The organism is Pseudomonas rosaeacicularis, from assembly GCF_057128745.1.
Genome location: NZ_JBSKHT010000001.1, coordinates 513312 through 531682 on the forward strand (window position 1 = coordinate 513312; position 18371 = coordinate 531682).

11 protein-coding genes are annotated in these 18371 nt (G+C 59.3%); 8 read left to right on the top strand and 3 right to left on the bottom strand.

The genetic code is table 11. From position 1 onward, the window contains the following. Positions 1 to 157: 157 nt before the first annotated feature. The 3 genes from ACWKWM_RS02375 to aceE form a co-directional block, all read right to left on the bottom strand. Positions 158 to 2851, bottom strand: coding sequence for a putative bifunctional diguanylate cyclase/phosphodiesterase (locus tag ACWKWM_RS02375; protein WP_483844560.1), 2694 nt, complete (start codon positions 2849 to 2851; stop codon positions 158 to 160). Between the two features lie 397 nt (positions 2852 to 3248). Then, entirely contained in the window at positions 3249 to 4910 is a 1662-nt protein-coding gene (aceF, locus tag ACWKWM_RS02380; protein WP_483844561.1) for a dihydrolipoyllysine-residue acetyltransferase, read from the bottom strand. Between the two features lie 155 nt (positions 4911 to 5065). Further along, positions 5066 to 7711, bottom strand: a complete 2646-nt coding sequence (gene aceE, locus ACWKWM_RS02385) for a pyruvate dehydrogenase (acetyl-transferring), homodimeric type (protein WP_483844562.1) — start codon at positions 7709 to 7711, stop codon at positions 5066 to 5068. Between the two features lie 381 nt (positions 7712 to 8092). On the opposite strand from aceE, the gene glnE reads away from it, so the two are divergent. From glnE to ACWKWM_RS02425, 8 genes are all read left to right on the top strand, one after another. Then, positions 8093 to 11041 carry a bifunctional [glutamate--ammonia ligase]-adenylyl-L-tyrosine phosphorylase/[glutamate--ammonia-ligase] adenylyltransferase gene (gene glnE / locus ACWKWM_RS02390; protein ID WP_483844563.1) on the top strand — a complete coding sequence of 983 codons (2949 nt, stop codon included), beginning with the start codon at positions 8093 to 8095 and terminating at the stop codon, positions 11039 to 11041. A 237-nt stretch (positions 11042 to 11278) separates the two neighbouring features. After that, positions 11279 to 12313 (top strand): lipopolysaccharide heptosyltransferase II, encoded by a 1035-nt coding sequence (gene waaF, locus ACWKWM_RS02395; RefSeq protein ID WP_483844564.1) that lies wholly within the window; start codon positions 11279 to 11281, stop codon positions 12311 to 12313. A 1-nt stretch (position 12314) separates the two neighbouring features. Continuing rightward, positions 12315 to 13379: a lipopolysaccharide heptosyltransferase I gene (gene waaC / locus ACWKWM_RS02400; RefSeq protein ID WP_483844565.1), complete on the top strand. Its 1065-nt coding sequence runs from the start codon at positions 12315 to 12317 to the stop codon at positions 13377 to 13379. Beyond that, positions 13379 to 14503 (top strand): glycosyltransferase family 4 protein, encoded by a 1125-nt coding sequence (locus ACWKWM_RS02405; protein ID WP_483844566.1) that lies wholly within the window; start codon positions 13379 to 13381, stop codon positions 14501 to 14503. Before waaC ends, ACWKWM_RS02405 begins: the two co-directional genes overlap by 1 nt. Beyond that, positions 14500 to 15306, top strand: a complete 807-nt coding sequence (rfaP, locus tag ACWKWM_RS02410) for a lipopolysaccharide core heptose(I) kinase RfaP (RefSeq protein ID WP_483844567.1) — start codon at positions 14500 to 14502, stop codon at positions 15304 to 15306. The genes ACWKWM_RS02405 and rfaP overlap by 4 nt, the downstream gene beginning before the upstream one ends. Next, positions 15306 to 16040: a lipopolysaccharide kinase InaA family protein gene (locus ACWKWM_RS02415; RefSeq protein WP_483844568.1), complete on the top strand. Its 735-nt coding sequence runs from the start codon at positions 15306 to 15308 to the stop codon at positions 16038 to 16040. Before rfaP ends, ACWKWM_RS02415 begins: the two co-directional genes overlap by 1 nt. Next, the gene (locus ACWKWM_RS02420) at positions 16037 to 16789 is read left to right on the top strand and encodes a lipopolysaccharide kinase InaA family protein (protein WP_483844569.1); all 753 of its coding nucleotides are present in this window, start codon (positions 16037 to 16039) and stop codon (positions 16787 to 16789) included. Before ACWKWM_RS02415 ends, ACWKWM_RS02420 begins: the two co-directional genes overlap by 4 nt. A gap of 30 nt (positions 16790 to 16819) precedes the next feature. Continuing rightward, positions 16820 to 18271, top strand: coding sequence for a lipopolysaccharide kinase InaA family protein (locus ACWKWM_RS02425; RefSeq protein WP_483844570.1), 1452 nt, complete (start codon positions 16820 to 16822; stop codon positions 18269 to 18271). Positions 18272 to 18371 lie beyond the last annotated feature (100 nt).

An 18371-nucleotide genomic window follows, 5' to 3' on the forward strand; every position in this document is an offset into this window, starting at 1 on the left:
GGGGTGTTGTCAGTAAGAAGGGGTATATGGGGTCAGAAGTGGCTGATGCAAATGTGGGACGACGGGTGTGATGCTGGACGATACACCTCGACCTCACCTTCGCGGGTAAACCTCGCTTCAACAGAGGATCACAACGTTTGTCGGCGGCGACAGGGTGTCAGGCGACAGGTCCGCGTGGGTAGCGCCTGAGTTTCTCGATCAGCTCTTCGCCGGGGATCGGCTTGTCGAACAGATAACCCTGGCCGACATCGCATCGATGGCGTCGCAGGAAGGCCAGCTGTGCGGCGGTCTCGATGCCTTCGGCAACCACTGTCAGCTTGAGGTTATGCGCCATCGCGATGACGGCCGAGGTGATCTCCATGTCGTCCTGATCATCCGGAATGTCCCGGATAAAACTGCGGTCGATCTTGATCACGTCGATGGGGAATTTTTTTAGGTAACTGAACGATGAGTACCCCGTGCCGAAGTCATCCATTGCCAGCGTCAGGCCGAGGGTTTTCAGCGATTCGAGCTGCAATCGCGTGTCCTCGGTGGCTTCCAGCAACAGGCCTTCGGTCAGCTCCAGTTCAAGCAGCGAAGCGTCTAGCTCTTCCTCCTTGAGGATATTGGCGATGGACGCCACCAGCTCCGGGTCGGAAAACTGCTTGGGCGAGACGTTGATCGCCACGTGCAGCTTGCCGTAGCCCGCAGCGGTCAGTTGCTTGCTCATGCGGCAGGACTGGCGCGCAACCCATTTGCCAATCGGAATGATCAAGCCGGTCTCTTCGGCGACGCTGATGAACTGGTCCGGCCGAATCATGCCTTTCTCAGGGTGATTCCAGCGCAGTAACGCTTCCATGCCCAGCAGGCGACCGGTGCGCAGGCACAGCTTGGGCTGATAGAAGACTTCCAGCTCGTTCTGCGTCAAAGCACGACGCAGGTTGTTCTCCACGAACAGCTTGTAACTGGCTTCGGCGTTGAGCGCCTCGGTGAACACCTGAACCTGATGCTTGCCGTTGGCCTTGGCCTTGTGCAGCGCCAGGCCTGCGTTCTTCATCAGCGTCTGCGGATCACGGCCGTGCAGCGGCGCGCAGGCAAGGCCCACGGAGCCGGTTACGCTGATCAGCTGGTTATCGACGAACATCGGCTTGTCCAGCGTCGTCAGCACTTGGCTGGCGATGCGTTGGCCTTCTTCGGGGCCGGTGTCATCAAGCAGCACCGCGAACTCGTTACTGGCGAAGCGCGCGAGAATACCGGTCGGGCTCAGGCTATTACGCAGACGACGCGCGAGGCTGATCAGCAGCTTGTCGCCCGTCTGGTGGCCGAGGCTGTCGTTGATCCGTTTGAAGTTATCGATGTCCACCAGCAGCAGGCTGATGGGGGTTTCGACGTCTCGGGCGAAGTGCTCGTCGAGGGTGCGAATGAACGCCGGTCGATTGCCCAGATTGGTGAGGTTGTCGGTGTAGGCCAGACGCTCGATGCGTTGCTGCGAGAGCTTGGCCTGAGTGATGTCTTCGTAGATGCCGATGTAATGAGTCAGCTCGCGGTCGTCGCCAAAGACTTTCGAGATCGACAACTGACCCCAATACGGTTCGAGATTCTTGCGACGGCTCTTGAATTCGCCCTGCCAGCTGTTGCCGCTGACCAGGCCGGAATTGGCATCGAGCAGCAGCGCGTTGAGGTTTTCCAGTGCCGGCAGTTCGGACAGCTTATGCCCGTGAACTTCATCGGCGGAGTACTGGGTGATTTCGGTGAAGCTTGGGTTGACGTATTCGACCACGCCGTTGCAGTTGACCAGCAAGAACGCGTTGGCGCTTTGCTCGACGGCGCGCTGGAACAAATGCAGCGCGTGGGTGGCGGTGCGACGGTTGTGGTTGTTGATGACTTGGGCGAACTGATCGGCCAGTTCCCCGGCAAACGCTATTTCATCGGACTGCCATTCGCGCGGCGTGCCGGTTTGTTCAAGGCACAGGACGCCGACGACCTGGCCGTCGATACGTACGCTGGCGTCGAGAATGGCGTTGATGTCACGCGGGCGCAGGCTTTCGGCCAGCTCGCGGGTGCGCGGGTCATGCTCGACATCGCTGGCATCGATTGCTCGACTGGTATGCAGCGCTTCGAGATAGCTGGGGAAGCGACTGATGTCGATGGGACCTGGTTTGCGGTGCTCGCAGGCGCCACGGCGGTACTCGGCGATCGGCTCGAGCACCTTTCCATTGAGATTCCAGATACTGGCGCAGGAAATATCGTAGATCTCGCAGGCGCTTTGGGTGATGAGTTCCGCTGCTTCCTGCAAGGAATTGGTCGAGCTGTAGCGGTGGCGTGCCAGTCGCAGAATCAGGCTTTGCTGGGCGCGGACGCGTTCCAGGTGCTGAAGCTGCTCGTGCTGGGCGCGTTGATTGAGCTCAAGGGCGATCTGCAGCCGGGTGTTCTGGGTTTCCAGATCCGGGCTCAGGCTCAGGTCGCTGTCTTCAAGGACGTCGTCAACGACCATCAAGTACCCGCGCAGAAGGTGGCGATTGTGCTGTTTGTAACCCTCGCCCAGTTCCATTATTCCCAGCGCACCACGACTGGTATGCAAGGTATAGCGGATCAGGTAATACGGGCTGCTTGCCAGCTGCATTTGCACGGCATCGTGCAACTGATAGCGAACCTCGGGTTCCATGAGGCTGGCATAAGGCGATGCGACCAAAGCGCAGAGCTCGACAGCCGGCATGCCAAACTGCTTTTCACAACTGGGGTCCAGGTACAGCAGCGCCCAATTGGCTTCATTCAGCCGCTCGAAACGCAGCATGCCGAGCCGCGAGGGCACCGGCAATTGCGTCACTACCTCGGCTGCCGGTCTACCGGCAGCATCAGGCTGGCTTTTCATGAAGGACTCACTTCCAGAGTACTGATCGCGCGCGGACAAAGAGCCCGTCGTTAAGTCGCGTGTGGCAAGGTTGCATCATGCGGCGCGGACTGACAAGTGAGCGCGATGGCTTAGTGCTATAAATCTGTCGGCAAATGAGGCAGTAACTGGAGGTTGCTGGTCGGATTTATCGGGAATACGTGCTAAGTGGTTGTTATTAGCCCAGTTGGCAGCCTATTGGATCCAAGTCGTCTTTTTTTGCCGTAAATAATGGAAGAAAAATCTGGGCAAAAAAAGCCCCGCCAGTGAGCGGGGTTGAGGTACGAGCGTGGCAGCCCGAAAAACGGGTCCAGCTTCAAGGGGACGGATTTATTTACGGTGAAACGCTGTAAACAAGATCAGTCCCCTCTAAAACGTCTTACAGCAGAATCGTACGGATATCCGCCAGCAGATCGCTTAGACGCTTGGTGAAGCGAGCCGCAGCGGCGCCGTTGATCACGCGGTGATCGTAGGACAGCGACAGTGGCAGCATCAGTTTTGGCTGGAACGCTTTGCCGTCCCAGACTGGCTGCATGGTCGCCTTGGACACACCCAGGATCGCCACTTCCGGCGCGTTGACGATCGGCGTGAAGCCGGTGCCGCCAATGTGGCCCAAGCTGGAAATAGTGAAGCAAGCGCCTTGCATCTCGTTGGCCGACAGCTTCTTGGTGCGCGCTTTCTCGGCCAATACAGCGGCTTCGGCAGCGAGTTGCAGCAAGCTCTTCTTGTCGACGTCCTTGATCACAGGGACCAGCAGACCGTCCGGGGTGTCCACCGCAAAACCGATATTCACGTATTTCTTGCGGATGATCGCTTTGCCGCTTGGCGCCAGCGAGGCGTTGAAGTCCGGCAGTTCCTTGAGCAGGAAAGCGCAGGATTTAAGCAGCAACGGCAGGATGGTCAGCTTCACGCCAGCCTTCTCGGCAACAGCTTTCTGCGCGACGCGGAAAGCTTCCAGGTCGGTAATGTCGGCCTGGTCGAATTGCGTGACGTGCGGAATGTTCAGCCAGCTGCGGTGCAGGCCAGTGGCGCCCAGTTGCATCAGGCGGGTCATCGGTACTTCTTCGATTTCACCGAAACGGCTGAAATCGACTTCAGGAATCGGCTGAATGCCCATGCCGCCGGTAGCGCCGCCAGCTGCTGGCGCTTCCTTGGCCTTGTTCATCATGGCTTTTACGTAAACCTGCACGTCTTCTTTCAGCACGCGGCCGTGTGGGCCGGTTGCCGAAACAGCGCTTAGCTCAACGCCGAACTCGCGAGCCAACTGACGAACCGCCGGGCCTGCGTGAACCTTGGCGCCGTCTTTGGCTGGAGCGGCTGCTGGTGCAGGCGCAGCTTCAGCTTTCGCAGCCGGTGCGGATTCTGCTTTTGCAGCAGGCGCAGCAGCGGCAGCCGCAGCAGGTGCATCTGCCTTGGCCGGCGCTGGAGCAGCGGCAGGTGCAGCGCCCGCGACTTTCAGTTTCAGGATCAAATCGCCGGTGCCGACTTCGTCTTCCAGCTTGACGCTGATGCTTTCGACGACGCCTGCGGCAGGCGATGGGATTTCCATACTGGCTTTGTCGGACTCAAGGGTGATCAACGATTGATCAGCCTCAACGGTATCGCCAACTTTGATCAGCAGCTCAATGATCTTGGCTTTACCCGACGAACCGATGTCCGGAACGTGGATGTCTTGCGAAGTCTCGGCAACAGGCGCTGCAGGTGCGGCGGGCGCAGCGGGCTCAGCTTCAGCGGCCGGTTTCTCGGCAGCAGGCTTTTCAGCGGCGGCAGGCGCGGCAGCAGGCGCAGCTTCGGCCGCAGGCGCATCGCCCTCGACTTCCAGCTCAAACAGTTCGTCGCCTTCTTTCAGGCGGTCGCCCAGTTTGACCTTCATGCTTTTGATCACGCCGGCTTTCGGAGCAGGGATTTCCATGCTCGCCTTGTCGGATTCCAGCGTCAGGATGCTCTGGTCGGCTTCGATGCGATCGCCTTCCTTGACCATCAACTCAATGACTTCACCTTCACCGTTGCCGATGTCGGGTACGCGAATTAGCTCACTCACAATGTCTCTCCTTCGGAGAACCTGTTCTTTCTCGATTGCGCCGGCTTCAGTTGCGACGAAAACAACGTCGGATGCTCATTTACAAACGTAAATTCCGCATCCTCGGCTGTTTTCGCGCAATCCGTCAGCGCTCTAAACGATCTTGAAGCAGACTCTTAACAGTCCAGTGGGTTGCGTTTTTCAGGGTCGATGCCGAACTTGACGATGGCCTCGGCCACCACTTTAGGTTCGATATCGCCGCGATCGGCCAAGGCTTCCAGCGCTGCCAGCACGACGAAGTGACGATCCACCTCGAAGAAGTGACGCAGCTTCTTGCGGCTGTCGCTGCGGCCGAAACCGTCAGTGCCCAGCACCTTGTATTCCTTGGTCGGAACCCACTGACGAATCTGGTCAGCGAACAGTTTCATGTAGTCGGTCGAAGCGATGACCGGACCTTTACGGCCGCCCAGGCACTCTTCAACGTAGCTCAGTTGTGGCTTCTGGCCCGGCTTCATGCGGTTGCTGCGCTCGACGGCCAAGCCATCGCGACGCAGTTCGTTGAAGCTGGTAACGCTCCACACGTCAGCGCCGATGTTGAACTCTTCGCGCAGGATCTTCGCCGCTTCGCGGACTTCGCGCAGGATGGTGCCCGAACCCAGGAGCTGGACGTGATGCGCGGCTTCCTTGGTGTCTTCTTCCAGCAAGTACATGCCCTTGATGATGCCTTCCTCGGAACCGGCCGGCATCGCTGGCTGGACGTAGGATTCGTTCATCACGGTCAGGTAGTAGAAAACGTCCTGCTGTTCTTCAAACATGCGGCGCATGCCGTCCTGAATGATCACAGCGAGTTCGTAACCGTAAGTCGGGTCGAAGGTGCGGCAGTTCGGGATGGTCGAGGCCAGGATGTGGCTGTGACCGTCTTCGTGCTGCAGACCTTCGCCGTTCAGCGTGGTACGACCGGCGGTGCCACCGATCAGGAAGCCACGGGTGCGGCTGTCGCCTGCTGCCCAGGCCAGATCGCCAATACGCTGGAAACCGAACATCGAGTAGAAGATGTAGAACGGAATCATCGGCTGGTTGTGGCTGCTGTACGACGTGCCAGCCGCGATGAAGGAGGACATGGCGCCTGCTTCGTTGATGCCTTCCTCGAGGATCTGACCTTTCTTGTCCTCGCGGTAGAACATCACCTGTTCTTTATCGACTGGCTCGTAGAGCTGGCCGACGGAAGAGTAGATGCCCAACTGGCGGAACATGCCTTCCATACCGAAAGTACGGGCTTCGTCCGGGATAATCGGAACGATGCGCTGACCGACTTCTTTGTCCTTGACCAGCTGCGCCAGGATGCGGACGAAGGCCATGGTGGTGGAAATTTCGCGATCGCCGGAACCGTCGAGGATGGCCTTGAGGGTTTCCAGTGGCGGGGTCGGCAGGCTGAAGCTCTGTGCGCGACGCTGAGGAACGAAGCCACCCAATGCTGCACGGCGCTCGGCCAGGTAGCGTGCTTCGGCGCTGCCTTCTTCAGGTTTGAAGAACGGCAGGTTTTCAAGCTGGTCGTCTTTGACCGGAATGTCGAAGCGGTCACGGAAGTGACGCAGGCTGTCGACATCGACTTTCTTGGTGTTGTGCGCAGTGTTTTTAGCTTCACCGGCGCCGGTGCCATAACCCTTGATGGTCTTGGCCAGAACCACGGTCGGCTGACCTTTGTGGTTAACCGCGTGGTGGTAGGCCGCGTACATTTTGTACGGGTCGTGACCGCCACGGTTGAGTTTCCAGATTTCGTCGTCGGACAGATCGGCAACCATCGCCTTGAGTTCTGGCGAGTTGAAGAAGTGTTCACGCACGAACGCGCCGTCTTTGGCTTTGTAGTTCTGGTACTCGCCGTCGATGACTTCATCCATACGACGTTGCAGGATGCCGTCGACGTCTTTGGCCAGCAGCGGGTCCCAGAAACGGCCCCAGATGACTTTGGTCACGTTCCACTGAGCACCACGGAACACGCCTTCGAGTTCCTGGATGATCTTGGCGTTGCCACGAACCGGACCGTCGAGACGTTGAAGGTTGCAGTTGACCACGAAGATCAGGTTGTCCAGCTTCTCGCGGCCGGCCAAGGCGATTGCGCCCAGGGATTCCGGCTCGTCGGTCTCGCCGTCGCCCAGGAAACACCAGACTTTCTGCTTACCTTCCGGGATGTAGCCACGGTGCTCCAGGTACTTCATGAAGCGCGCCTGGTAGATCGCCTGGATTGGACCCAGACCCATGGAAACGGTCGGGAACTGCCAGAAGTCTTTCATCAGCCACGGGTGTGGATAAGAAGACAGGCCTTTGCCGTCGACTTCCTGACGGAAATTGTTCATTTGCTCTTCGGTGATGCGGCCTTCCATGAACGCACGGGCGTAGACGCCTGGCGATGCGTGACCCTGGAAGTAAATCAGGTCGCCGCCGTGTTCATCGGTCGGAGCCTGGAAGAAATAGTTGAAGCCGATGTCGTACAGGGTCGCACTGGAAGCGAAGCTGGAGATGTGACCGCCCAGATCCGGATCGCCGATGTTGGTTTTGACAACCATTGCCAAGGCGTTCCAACGCACCAACGAGCGAATGCGGCGTTCCATGAACAGGTCGCCAGGCATGCGTGCTTCGTGGGTGACGGGGATGGTGTTGCGGTAAGGCGTGGTGATGGCATATGGCAGCTGCGAACCACTTCGTGTGGCCAGCTCACCCATACGGGTCATCAGGTAGTGAGCACGGTCTTCGCCTTCTTTGTCGAGAACCGATTCCAGGGCGTCCAGCCATTCCTGGGTTTCGACGGGATCGAGGTCTTGCATGGCTTGCTCCAGGGCGGAAAGGCTTCCAGAATCGGTTGCCTGAGTTTGTTGCGACTGGCCTTGTGGGCAGACGACGTAAATTCTTGGATGACCGGTGTTGTACCCGGTCGTGTAGTTTTACTACAAATCGTGAGCCATTTCAGCTTTCCAACTTGTATATACAGTAGTAAAACTACAGTTTTGCGAGCTTTTAGCTCATGTCAGTTTGTGAGATAAAACGTTTATTTTGGTTAATAATTAAACGTATTACCCCTATAAGCGAAGCTGGCTGCCAGCAAATAAAGATTGCCAGCAATTTTTTACCTTTGTTCGACAGTTCTTTCCACAGTGAGTCTGCAATTTCACGGCGGGTAGTCTTTTGAACGCCGATCAGGATAGACCATGAGCCTACCTTTGCTGGCTGAACTGCCGGCCATCCTTCTGCCGTTGGTCACTGGCGCGCAACAATCGTTTCGCGCATCCCTCACTTCACTGCCGGACGGCCAAGAGACCGCTTTCGACGCCTGGCCCGCTGCGCGTCTTAGCGCTTTTGACCGGGTCTGCGCCTCCAGCGACTTCGTTGCCCTGCAGGTAGCTCGTGATCCCCAAATGCTGTTGGAGCTTGCCGAAAGCGGCGAGCTGGAGCGAAGTTTCAAGGCGGGAGAGCTGCGCCAGCAGATTGCTCTGGCGGTGTCCGTGGCGAGCAGTGAAGACGAACTGGGGCGTAATCTACGTCGTCAGCGTACACGCCAGCAAGTGCGAATTGTCTGGCGCGACCTGACCCGCCAAGCGGATCTGGTGGAAACCTGCCGTGACCTTTCCGACATGGCAGATGGCTGTATCGACCTTGCTTATCAATGGTTGTACGAGCGTCATTGCCAGCAGTTCGGCACACCGATCGGCCGTCGCAGCGGCACACCGCAACAGATGGTCATCCTCGGTATGGGCAAGCTGGGGGCGGTAGAGCTCAATCTTTCATCCGATATCGACCTGATCTTCGCCTACCCCGAAGGCGGCGAAACCCAAGGCGTGAAGCGTGCGCTGGATAATCAGGAATTCTTCATCCGGCTGGGTCAGCGTTTGATCAAAGCGCTGGACCCTGTGACGGTCGACGGTTTCGTCTTTCGCGTCGACATGCGCCTACGGCCTTACGGTTCATCCGGGGCGCTGGTGCTCAGCTTCAATGCGCTGGAGCAGTATTACCAGGATCAGGGGCGTGACTGGGAGCGCTACGCCATGATCAAGGCCCGCGTGGTCGGCGGTGATCAGCGCCAGGGCGAGGAACTGCTGGAAATGCTGCGCCCGTTCGTCTACCGCCGTTATCTGGATTTCTCGGCCATCGAAGCGTTGCGCACGATGAAGCAGTTGATCCAGCAGGAAGTCCGGCGCAAAGGGATGGCCGAGAACATCAAGCTGGGCTCCGGCGGGATTCGGGAAGTGGAATTCATTGCCCAGGCGTTTCAGTTGATCCATGGCGGGCGCGACCTCAGCCTGCAGCAACGGCCGTTGCTCAAAGTCCTGCGCACACTGGAAGGTCAGGGTTATTTGCCCGCCGCGGTGACTGATGAGCTGCGCGAGGGCTATGAATTTCTGCGTTATACCGAGCACGCCATCCAGGCTATTGGCGACCGCCAGACGCAGATGTTGCCCGATGGCGATCAGGATCAGGCGCGCATTGCGTTCATGATGGGCTTCCCCGACTGGGCCAGCTTTCACAGCAAATTAATGTACTGGCGCGGGCGAGTGGACTGGCACTTCCGTCAGGTCATTGCTGACCCGGATGAAGAGCAAGGTCAGGAGGACACTGACGTGCCGGTCGGCGGCGAGTGGTTGCCGTTGTGGGAAGAATCACAAAACGAAGAAAGCGCCTGCCGTCAGTTGCTGGAGGGCGGATTCGCCGATGCCAATAAAGCGCTGAAGCATCTGGCTGATCTGCGTAACAGTTCCCAGCTGCGCTCGATGCAGCGTCTGGGCCGTGAGCGGCTCGATGCTTTTATCCCGCGTCTGCTGGCCCAGGCGGTCGAGCATGACAATCCGGATCTGGTGTTGGAGCGAGTGTTGCCGCTGGTGGAAGCGGTGGCCCGACGTTCGGCCTACCTGGTTCTGCTGACGGAGAACCCGGACGCGTTGCGGCGTTTGCTGACGTTGTGTGCGGCCAGCCCCTGGATTGCCGAGCAAATCGCCAAATTCCCACTGTTGCTCGACGAATTGCTCAACGAAGGTCGTTTGTTCAGCCCGCCTCAGGCGCCGGAGCTTGCGGCGGAATTACGTGAGCGGCTGACACGGATTCCCGAGGATGATCTTGAACAGCAGATGGAAGCGCTGCGCCATTTCAAACTGGCCCATCGATTGCGCGTTGCAGCCTCGGAAATCACCGGCAGCCTGCCCTTGATGAAGGTCAGCGACTACTTGACCTGGCTGGCCGAAGCGATTCTTGAGCAAGTGTTGGCTCTGGCGTGGCGGCACACGGTAGCGAGGCATGGCGCGCCGCGACGTCCGGACGGTACGTTGTGCGATCCCGGATTTGTGATCGTCGGTTACGGCAAGGTTGGCGGCATTGAGTTGGGACATGGTTCGGATCTTGATTTGGTGTTCATCCACGACGGTGATCCGCAGGCTGAAACCGACGGACCGAAGCCCATCGACGGTGCGCAGTTTTTCACCCGGCTGGGTCAGCGCATCATTCACCTGCTGACCACTCAGACCAACTCCGGTCAGCTGTATGAAGTCGACATGCGCCTGCGTCCGTCCGGTGCGTCGGGGTTGCTGGTCAGTTCGCTTGGGGCGTTCTCGCGGTATCAGGAGAATGAGGCCTGGACATGGGAGCATCAGGCGCTCGTGCGCGCTCGTGTGTTGGTCGGCAGTCGTGATGTCGGGGCAGGTTTCGAGGGCGTGCGTGCGTCGGTGCTGGCCAAAGATCGCGATCTGGTGGTGTTGCGTCAGGAGGTCAGCGAGATGCGCGCCAAGATGCGCGACAACCTCGGGAGCCGGATCACGACTGCCGGAAAAGGCGCCAACGCCTTCGAAGCCAGTGCGCCCTTCGACCTCAAGCAGGACGCCGGAGGTATCGTCGATATTGAATTTATGGTGCAATACGCGGCCTTGGCGTGGTCCAGGAAACATTCTGAATTGCTGCGTTACACCGATAACATCCGGATTCTTGAAGGTCTGGAGCTGGTCGGATTGATTCCTGCCGCTGACGCCAGTTTGTTGCGCGAAGTCTATAAGGCTTACCGCTCAGCCGCTCACCGTCAGGCCCTGCAGAACGATCCCGGCGTGGTTCGCGGTGATCAGTTTCAGGCAGAGCGGCGTGAAGTGATGCGAATTTGGGGTGAGTTGGGGTTAAGTTGACCTGCCGGTGGAATGAAGGCACCCACGATGGCCTCTTCGCGGACAGGTCCGCTGCCACGGTCATGCATCGTCTTTGTGGGAGCGGACCTGTCCGCGAATGCATCCGGTGAAGATCATGGATTTGATCGGTATAGCCGTTCTTATATAAAGCTATGACAGGGAGGCGTCAGGTTGTGTGCAAGCTTCACGCAGCCTGATGAGCCTCCCTGCTCGTTTCTGGTCGTTTTTGGATTGAGCATGAGAATTCTGATCGTTGGGCCCAGCTGGGTCGGTGACATGGTGATGGCGCAAACGCTGTTCCAGTGCCTGAAACAGCGCCACCCGCAATGCGAAATCGATGTACTGGCGCCCGAGTGGAGCCGACCGATCCTTGAGCGCATGCCCGAGGTGCGCAAGGCTTTGAGCTTCCCGCTCGGCCACGGCGCGCTGGAGCTGGCGACCCGCAGGCGTATCGGCAAATCCCTCAAGGGCCAGTACGACCAGGCTATCTTGCTGCCCAACTCTTTGAAATCGGCGCTGGTGCCGTTCTTTGCCAGCATCCCCAAGCGTACCGGCTGGCGTGGCGAATTCCGCTATGGCCTGCTCAATGACGTGCGCACCCTCGACAAGCAGCGCTACCCGCTGATGATCGAGCGCTTCATGGCGCTGGCCTTCGACAAAGATGTCGAGCTGCCGCGCCCTTATCCAAAACCCAGCCTGCAAATCGAAACCGCCAGCCGCGATGCTGCGTTGGCCAAATTCGGTCTGGCGTTGGATCGCCCGGTGTTGGCGCTGTGCCCTGGCGCTGAGTTTGGCGAATCCAAACGCTGGCCCGCCGAGCACTACGCCAAAGTGGCGGAGACCAAGATTCGCGAAGGCTGGCAGGTGTGGTTGTTTGGCTCCAAAAACGATCATCCGGTGGGCGAAAGCATTCGTGAGCGATTGATCCCCGGGCTGCGTGAAGAGTCGGTCAACCTCAGTGGCGAAACCTCGCTGGCCGAGGCGATCGATCTGCTCTCGTGCGCGGATTCCGTGGTCTCCAACGATTCGGGCCTGATGCACGTTGCCGCAGCTTTGAATCGCCCCCTCGTGGCGGTTTACGGTTCGACCTCGCCGGGCTTCACGCCGCCACTGGCCGATCACGTCGAGATCGTGCAACTGGGCATAGAATGCAGCCCTTGCTTTGATCGCACTTGCCGTTTCGGCCATTACAACTGCTTGCGCCTGCTTGAGCCTGCCCCAGTGGTCGAGGCCTTGAGCCGTCTGGGCAGCACCCCGGTCGAGGTCGCCTGACTTGCGGGTATTGCTGATCAAAACGTCGTCCCTCGGGGACGTGATTCACGCCCTGCCAGCGTTGACCGACGCCGCGCGGGCATTTCCCGGTATCCAGTTCGACTGGGTGGTGGAGGAAGGCTTCGCCGAGATTCCGACCTGGCATCCTGCCGTTTCTAATGTGATCCCAGTGGCGATTCGGCGCTGGCGCAAAAATCTCTGGCAGACCTTCAAAAGCGGTGAGTGGCGCGGCTTCAAACAGCGTCTGCGTGACACGCCTTACGACTTGGTTATTGACGCTCAAGGCCTGCTGAAAAGCGCCTGGCTCACCCGTTACGTGAAAGCGCCGATTGTCGGGCTGGACAAGGATTCTGCCCGAGAGCCGTTGGCCGCACGGTTTTATGATCGGCCTTATCCGGTTGCCCGCGGGCAGCACGCTGTCGAGCGCTTACGGCAGCTCTTCGCACAAGCGCTGGGCTATCAAGTCCCGGCTGGGCTGGGCGATTACGGCCTGGACCGCAGTCGCTTGCTGGACGCTACAAACGGCGCACCCTTTGTGCTTTTCTTGCATGGCACGACATGGGCGACCAAACATTGGCCCGAGTTGTACTGGCGCCAATTGGCCGAGCGCATGATCGATCAGGGGCTGCAAGTGCAGTTGCCTTGGGGCAATCCGGCCGAAAAAGCCCGCGCCGAACGCATTGCCCAAGGGCTGGAAAATGCCATTGTGCTGCCCAAACTGAATCTCGCCGGCGTCGCCAAAGTACTGGCCAGCGCCCAAGCGTGCGTCGCTGTGGACACCGGACTCGGGCATCTGGCGGCAGCGCTGGATGTACCAACGCTTTCGCTGTTCGGTCCGACCAATCCGGGGCTGACCGGCGCCTATGGCAAATCGCAAGTTCACTTGGCAGGCGACTATCCGGCCTGCGCGCCGTGCCTGCAGAAAAAATGCACCTATCGACCGACGCCTGAAGATCAGCGTCAGTTCGACCTCGAACGCGAGTGGCCCCTGTGCTTCACTCGCCTGAATCCCGAGCGGGTGGCGGGCCAACTGGTCACGCTTGCGCTGGCAAAGGAACACGACTGATGCAACTGGCCTTTGTGCTGTACAAATATTTTCCGTTCGGCGGCTTGCAGCGCGACTTCATGCGCATTGCGCTCGAATGTCAGCAGCGCGGCCACACCATTCGCGTCTACACCCTGATCTGGGAAGGCGACGTGCCGCCGGGCTTCGAGGTGCTGGTGGCGCCGGTCAAGGCGATCTTCAATCATCGTCGCAATGAGAAGCTGACGGACTGGATGAATGCGGATCTGGCCAAGCGTCCGGTGGACCGACTGATCGGCTTCAACAAAATGCCCGGCCTGGACGTTTATTACGCCGCCGACGGCTGCTACGAAGACAAGGCGCAGAATCTGCGTCACTCGCTGTACAAGCATTGGGGCCGCTATCTCCACTTCGCCGAATACGAGCGCGCGGTGTTCGCCAAAGACGCGAAAACCGAAGTGCTGATGATCTCCGAAGTGCAGCAGCCGCTGTTCATCAAGCATTACCACACGCCCCTTGAGCGCTTTCATTTGCTGCCTCCGGGTATTTCCCAGGACCGTCGGGCGCCGGACAACGCCGCCGAGATTCGCGCTGAATTCCGCCGCGAGTTCAAACTGGCGGACGATGATCTGCTGCTGGTGCAGATCGGCTCGGGCTTCAAGACCAAGGGCGTGGACCGCAGCCTCAAGGCGCTGGCTGCTTTGCCTGCTGACGTGAAAAAACGCACCCGACTGTTTGTAATCGGCCAGGACGACCCCAAAGTATTCCAGCTGCAAAGCAGTGCGCTGGGGTTGGGTGATCACGTCACGTTCATGAAAGGCCGCAGCGATATCCCGCGTTTTCTGCTGGGCGCCGACCTGTTGATCCACCCGGCGTACAACGAAAACACCGGTACCGTCTTGCTCGAAGCGCTGGTGGCCGGGCTGCCTGTGCTGGTCAGCGCGGTGTGCGGTTACGCTCATTACATTGCTGAAGCCGACAGCGGCCTGGTGCTGGACGAGCCTTTCGAGCAGGCTCAGCTCAACGAATACCTGACGCGCATGCTCAAGGACGATTCTGCACGCAGTATTTGGGGCCGAAACGGGTTGGCGTTCGCCGACACGGCCGATCTTTACAGCATGCCGCAGCACGCTGCGGATGTGATTCTGGCGGAGCACCACGGATGAAATTGATCCTCGCTGAACCGTTCAAAACCCTCTGGGCCAGCTGCGATGCGTTCGAGGCCGTCGAGGCGCTGGACGGTCAGGTTTATCGCGAACTCGAAGGCCGGCGCACGTTGCGCACGGAAGTCGACGGGCGCGGCTATTTCGTCAAGATCCATCGCGGCATCGGCTGGGGAGAAGTCGCAAAAAACCTGCTCACCGCCAAACTGCCGGTACTCGGCGCCGGGCAGGAGTGGGACGCTATCAACCGTCTGCATGAGGCGGGCGTCGCGACCATGACCGCCGTTGCTTATGGCGAGCGCGGCAGCAACCCTGCCGCCCAGCACTCCTTCATCATCACCGAAGAGCTGGCACCGACCGAAAGCCTGGAAGACGTCAGCATCAACTGGCGCAATGAGCCGCCTGAGCCGCGGCTCAAGCGCGCCTTCATTGCCGAAGTGGCGAAGATGGTCGGGACCATGCACCGCGCAGGCGTCAATCATCGCGATTGCTACATCTGCCACTTCCTGCTGCACACCGACACGCCCGTGACGCCGGATGATTTCAGGCTCTCGGTGATCGACCTGCATCGCGCGCAAGTACGCCCGGTGATCACCCAACGCTGGCGTAACAAGGATCTGGCCGCGCTGTACTTCTCGGCGTTGGACATCGGCTTGACGCAGCGCGACAAGCTGCGTTTCCTCAAGGATTATTTTCAGCAGCCGCTGCGCCAGATCATTGCGCAGGAGTCCGCGTTGCTCAGTTGGCTGGAAGCTCGGGCCGAGAAGCTGTACCAGCGCAAGGTGCGCTACGGGGATGCGCTCTGATGCCGGGTTGGAAGCTTGAACCGGCTTATGCTTCGCTGGCTGAAGACTTCGGCAGCCTCGAAGCAGTCTTCACGCTTGAGGGCGAGCAACTGACGCGCGACCCTTTGTCCGAAGTGATTCGAGTGCAGCGCGACGGCGTGAATTACTACGTCAAACGCTACGTGGGCGCGGGCAAAGGCTTGCGTCGCTATCTGGGGCGGCCCCGCGTGAAGTCCGAATGGCAGAATCTCAAACGCTTCGCCAAGTGGGGCATTCCTACCGCCGAAGTGGTCGCCTGGGGCCTGGAGCGCAATGGTGCTGCCTACGACCGTGGCGCGCTGATCACCCGCGAGTTGCCCCGCACTGAAGACTTGTCCGCGTTGGCACTGACTCACGATGCGCGTTTGACCGACCGTTCCTGGGTCGACAATGTCAGCCGTCAAGTCGCGCGCTACACCCGCACGATGCACGACCATCACTTCACCCATAACGATCTGAAGTGGCGCAACCTGTTGGTCGATGATCAAGCGAAACTGTTCTTCATCGACTGTCCCAACGGTGCGTTCTGGGTCAGCTTTATGCTGCGTTACCGGATCACCAAGGACCTGGCGTGTCTGGACAAGGTCGCCAAATACCACCTGTCAGCGACCCAGCGACTGCGGTTCTACCTGCAATATCGTGGGCGCGAACGCTTGAACGATTCGGACAAAAAACGCATCCGTCATATCGTCAGCTTTTTCGAGGGGCGCGAATGAGTGTTTTCATTGCAGACGCAGACCGGCCCTTGCTCGAACGCCACGGCTTGGCTGATTTTGATTCGTTGTGGGAAGTCGAGCTCGATGCCGTCGATGAGCCCAATACCGGCCGCGGCGGCTGGAGCAGCGTGTTTCGTCTGGAGCTGGAGGGCTCGGGTTATTACCTCAAGCGCCAAAGCAATTATCTGACCCGCACCTTGCACCATCCGCTGGGCGAGCCGTCGTTCTCGCGGGAATTTCGCAATATCAGTCTGTACCAGAAGCTTGGCATTCCAGCGCTGCACGCCGTGTTTTACGGGGACAAAAAGGTCGACGGCGAACGCCGGGCGATCCTGATGACCCGGGCGCTGGACGGCTGGACTGATCTGGACACGCTGTTGCAGGAATGGGCCGAGCTGTCGGCGACGCAACGGCTGGCTATTCTGCAGGCGTGTGGCGAACTGGCGCGCACGCTTCATCAGGCGGGTCAGGTGCATGGCTGCTTTTATCCCAAGCATATTTTCTTGCGGGCGCGCGCTCAGGTTTATCTGGCCCAGCTGATCGATCTGGAAAAGACCCGCAAATCTCTGTTCGGTCAGCGTGATCGGGTCAAGGATCTGGAGCCCTTGCTGCGCCGAGCGCCGGTCTGGAACGAGGCCGAAATCCGCGAAATGCTCGGCGCCTATCTGCAAGCCGACAGCAATGGCCCGCAGGTCGATGCCTGGTGGCAGCGGCTGGCCAGGCGCGGCAGTCATAAGCGCGACCGATGAGCTGTGCAGTCATGAATAAAGAGGGCGCCGATGCGTTTGTCTGACCTGAAAGACGCCGGGCGTACACCGACGTTACCGCTCAATATTGCTCTGGCCGATGCTGCCGGACCTGCTGAGTTGCAGTTGCTCACCCTGCTGCGAGTCTTGCCGGGTCAGCGTTATGTCGGCGCAGGTATCTGGCGCGGTCGTCCGGTGCTGGCAAAGCTGCTGGTTGGACAAAAAGCCCCACGGCACTTTCAGCGCGAATTGGCCGGTGTGCGTTTGCTCGCTCAGCAAGGCCTGACCACGCCGCTGCTGTTGGCCGACGGCCTGCAAGAAGGCGAGGGTGGCTGGTTACTGTTCGAACTGTTGGAAAACGCCCAAAGCCTCGGCGATGCCTGGGCGGATGTAGCTGATTTGCCGCCGCTGGCCGACGAGCAGCAAGCGGTGCTGGGCGAAGCGTTGGCAGCCATCGGCCAGTTGCACAGCAAGGGTTTGTGGCAGGAAGACCTGCACCTGGACAACCTCCTGCGTCATGGCGGCAAGTTGTACCTGATCGATGGCGCAGGCATTCGCGCCGAGCATGCAGGCAAGTCGCTGTCGCGGCAGAAAGTCCTGGAAAATCTCGGCGTGTTCTTCGCCCAATTGCCGAAAAGCCTTGAGCCGTTCACCGAGGAGCTTTCGGTTCATTACCTGCTGAGTAATGGCGAGCATGGCTTGCCGATGGAGGCGCTGCAAAAGCAGATCGATAAAGTGCGCGCTTGGCGCCTGAAAGATTTTCTGATCAAAGTCGGACGTGACTGCAGCCTGTTCAGCGTCAACGACAGCGTCAGTGAGTTGCGGGCGATTCGCCGCGAAGAAGAATCGGCCATGAATTCTGTGCTCGATCGTGCCGATGCATTGGTTGATCAAGGGCATCTGTACAAGACCGGCGGCGCGGCCAGTGTGGCGAAGGTCGAGGTTGCGGGTCGTGCGCTGGTGATCAAGCGCTACAACGTCAAAAACTTTGCTCATTGGCTCAAGCGTTTCTGGCGTCCGAGTCGCGCATGGCATTCCTGGCGCGAAGGTAATCGTCTGGCGTTTCTCGGGATCGCCACGCCCAAGCCGCTGGCCATGCTGGAGCAGCGGTTTCTCGGATTGCGGCGCAAGGCTTATCTGGTGACCGAATACCTGCCCGGCCCTGACATCATCGAACGCTTCGCGCCTTACGTGGAGTCTGCCGAGATACCCGAAGCAGAGATGCAAGCGCTGGATCTACTGTTCGCGCAATTGATACGCGAGCGCATCAGTCACGGCGATCTAAAAGGCCATAACGTGTTCTGGCAGCAGGATCGCTGGGCGCTGATCGATCTAGACGCCATGTGTCAGCACAGCTCCCAGGCCTCGTTTGCGGAGGCCTTTGCCAGGGACCGCGCGCGGTTCATGCGCAACTGGCCCGCTGATACAGCTCTGCACCGGATGCTGGATGAGCGGATTCCGAGGGTGCCTCGTAGCGCGGACTGAGTCGGTATTCGTTTCTCCGCGTTGGAACGATCATATCCCTGAGGTCGGGCGCAAACCCGTGGGAGCAGACCTGTCCGCGAAGGGGCTGATATGGCCAATA

Coding starts and splice junctions, on each gene's coding strand:
- ACWKWM_RS02375 (WP_483844560.1), bottom strand. CDS start 2,851: ATGAAAAGCCAGCCTGATGCTGCCGGTAGACCGGCAGCCGAGGTAGTG.
- aceE (WP_483844562.1), bottom strand. CDS start 7,711: ATGCAAGACCTCGATCCCGTCGAAACCCAGGAATGGCTGGACGCCCTG.
- glnE (WP_483844563.1), top strand. CDS start 8,093: ATGAGCCTACCTTTGCTGGCTGAACTGCCGGCCATCCTTCTGCCGTTG.
- waaF (WP_483844564.1), top strand. CDS start 11,279: ATGAGAATTCTGATCGTTGGGCCCAGCTGGGTCGGTGACATGGTGATG.
- ACWKWM_RS02405 (WP_483844566.1), top strand. CDS start 13,379: ATGCAACTGGCCTTTGTGCTGTACAAATATTTTCCGTTCGGCGGCTTG.
- rfaP (WP_483844567.1), top strand. CDS start 14,500: ATGAAATTGATCCTCGCTGAACCGTTCAAAACCCTCTGGGCCAGCTGC.
- ACWKWM_RS02415 (WP_483844568.1), top strand. CDS start 15,306: ATGCCGGGTTGGAAGCTTGAACCGGCTTATGCTTCGCTGGCTGAAGAC.
- ACWKWM_RS02420 (WP_483844569.1), top strand. CDS start 16,037: ATGAGTGTTTTCATTGCAGACGCAGACCGGCCCTTGCTCGAACGCCAC.
- ACWKWM_RS02425 (WP_483844570.1), top strand. CDS start 16,820: ATGCGTTTGTCTGACCTGAAAGACGCCGGGCGTACACCGACGTTACCG.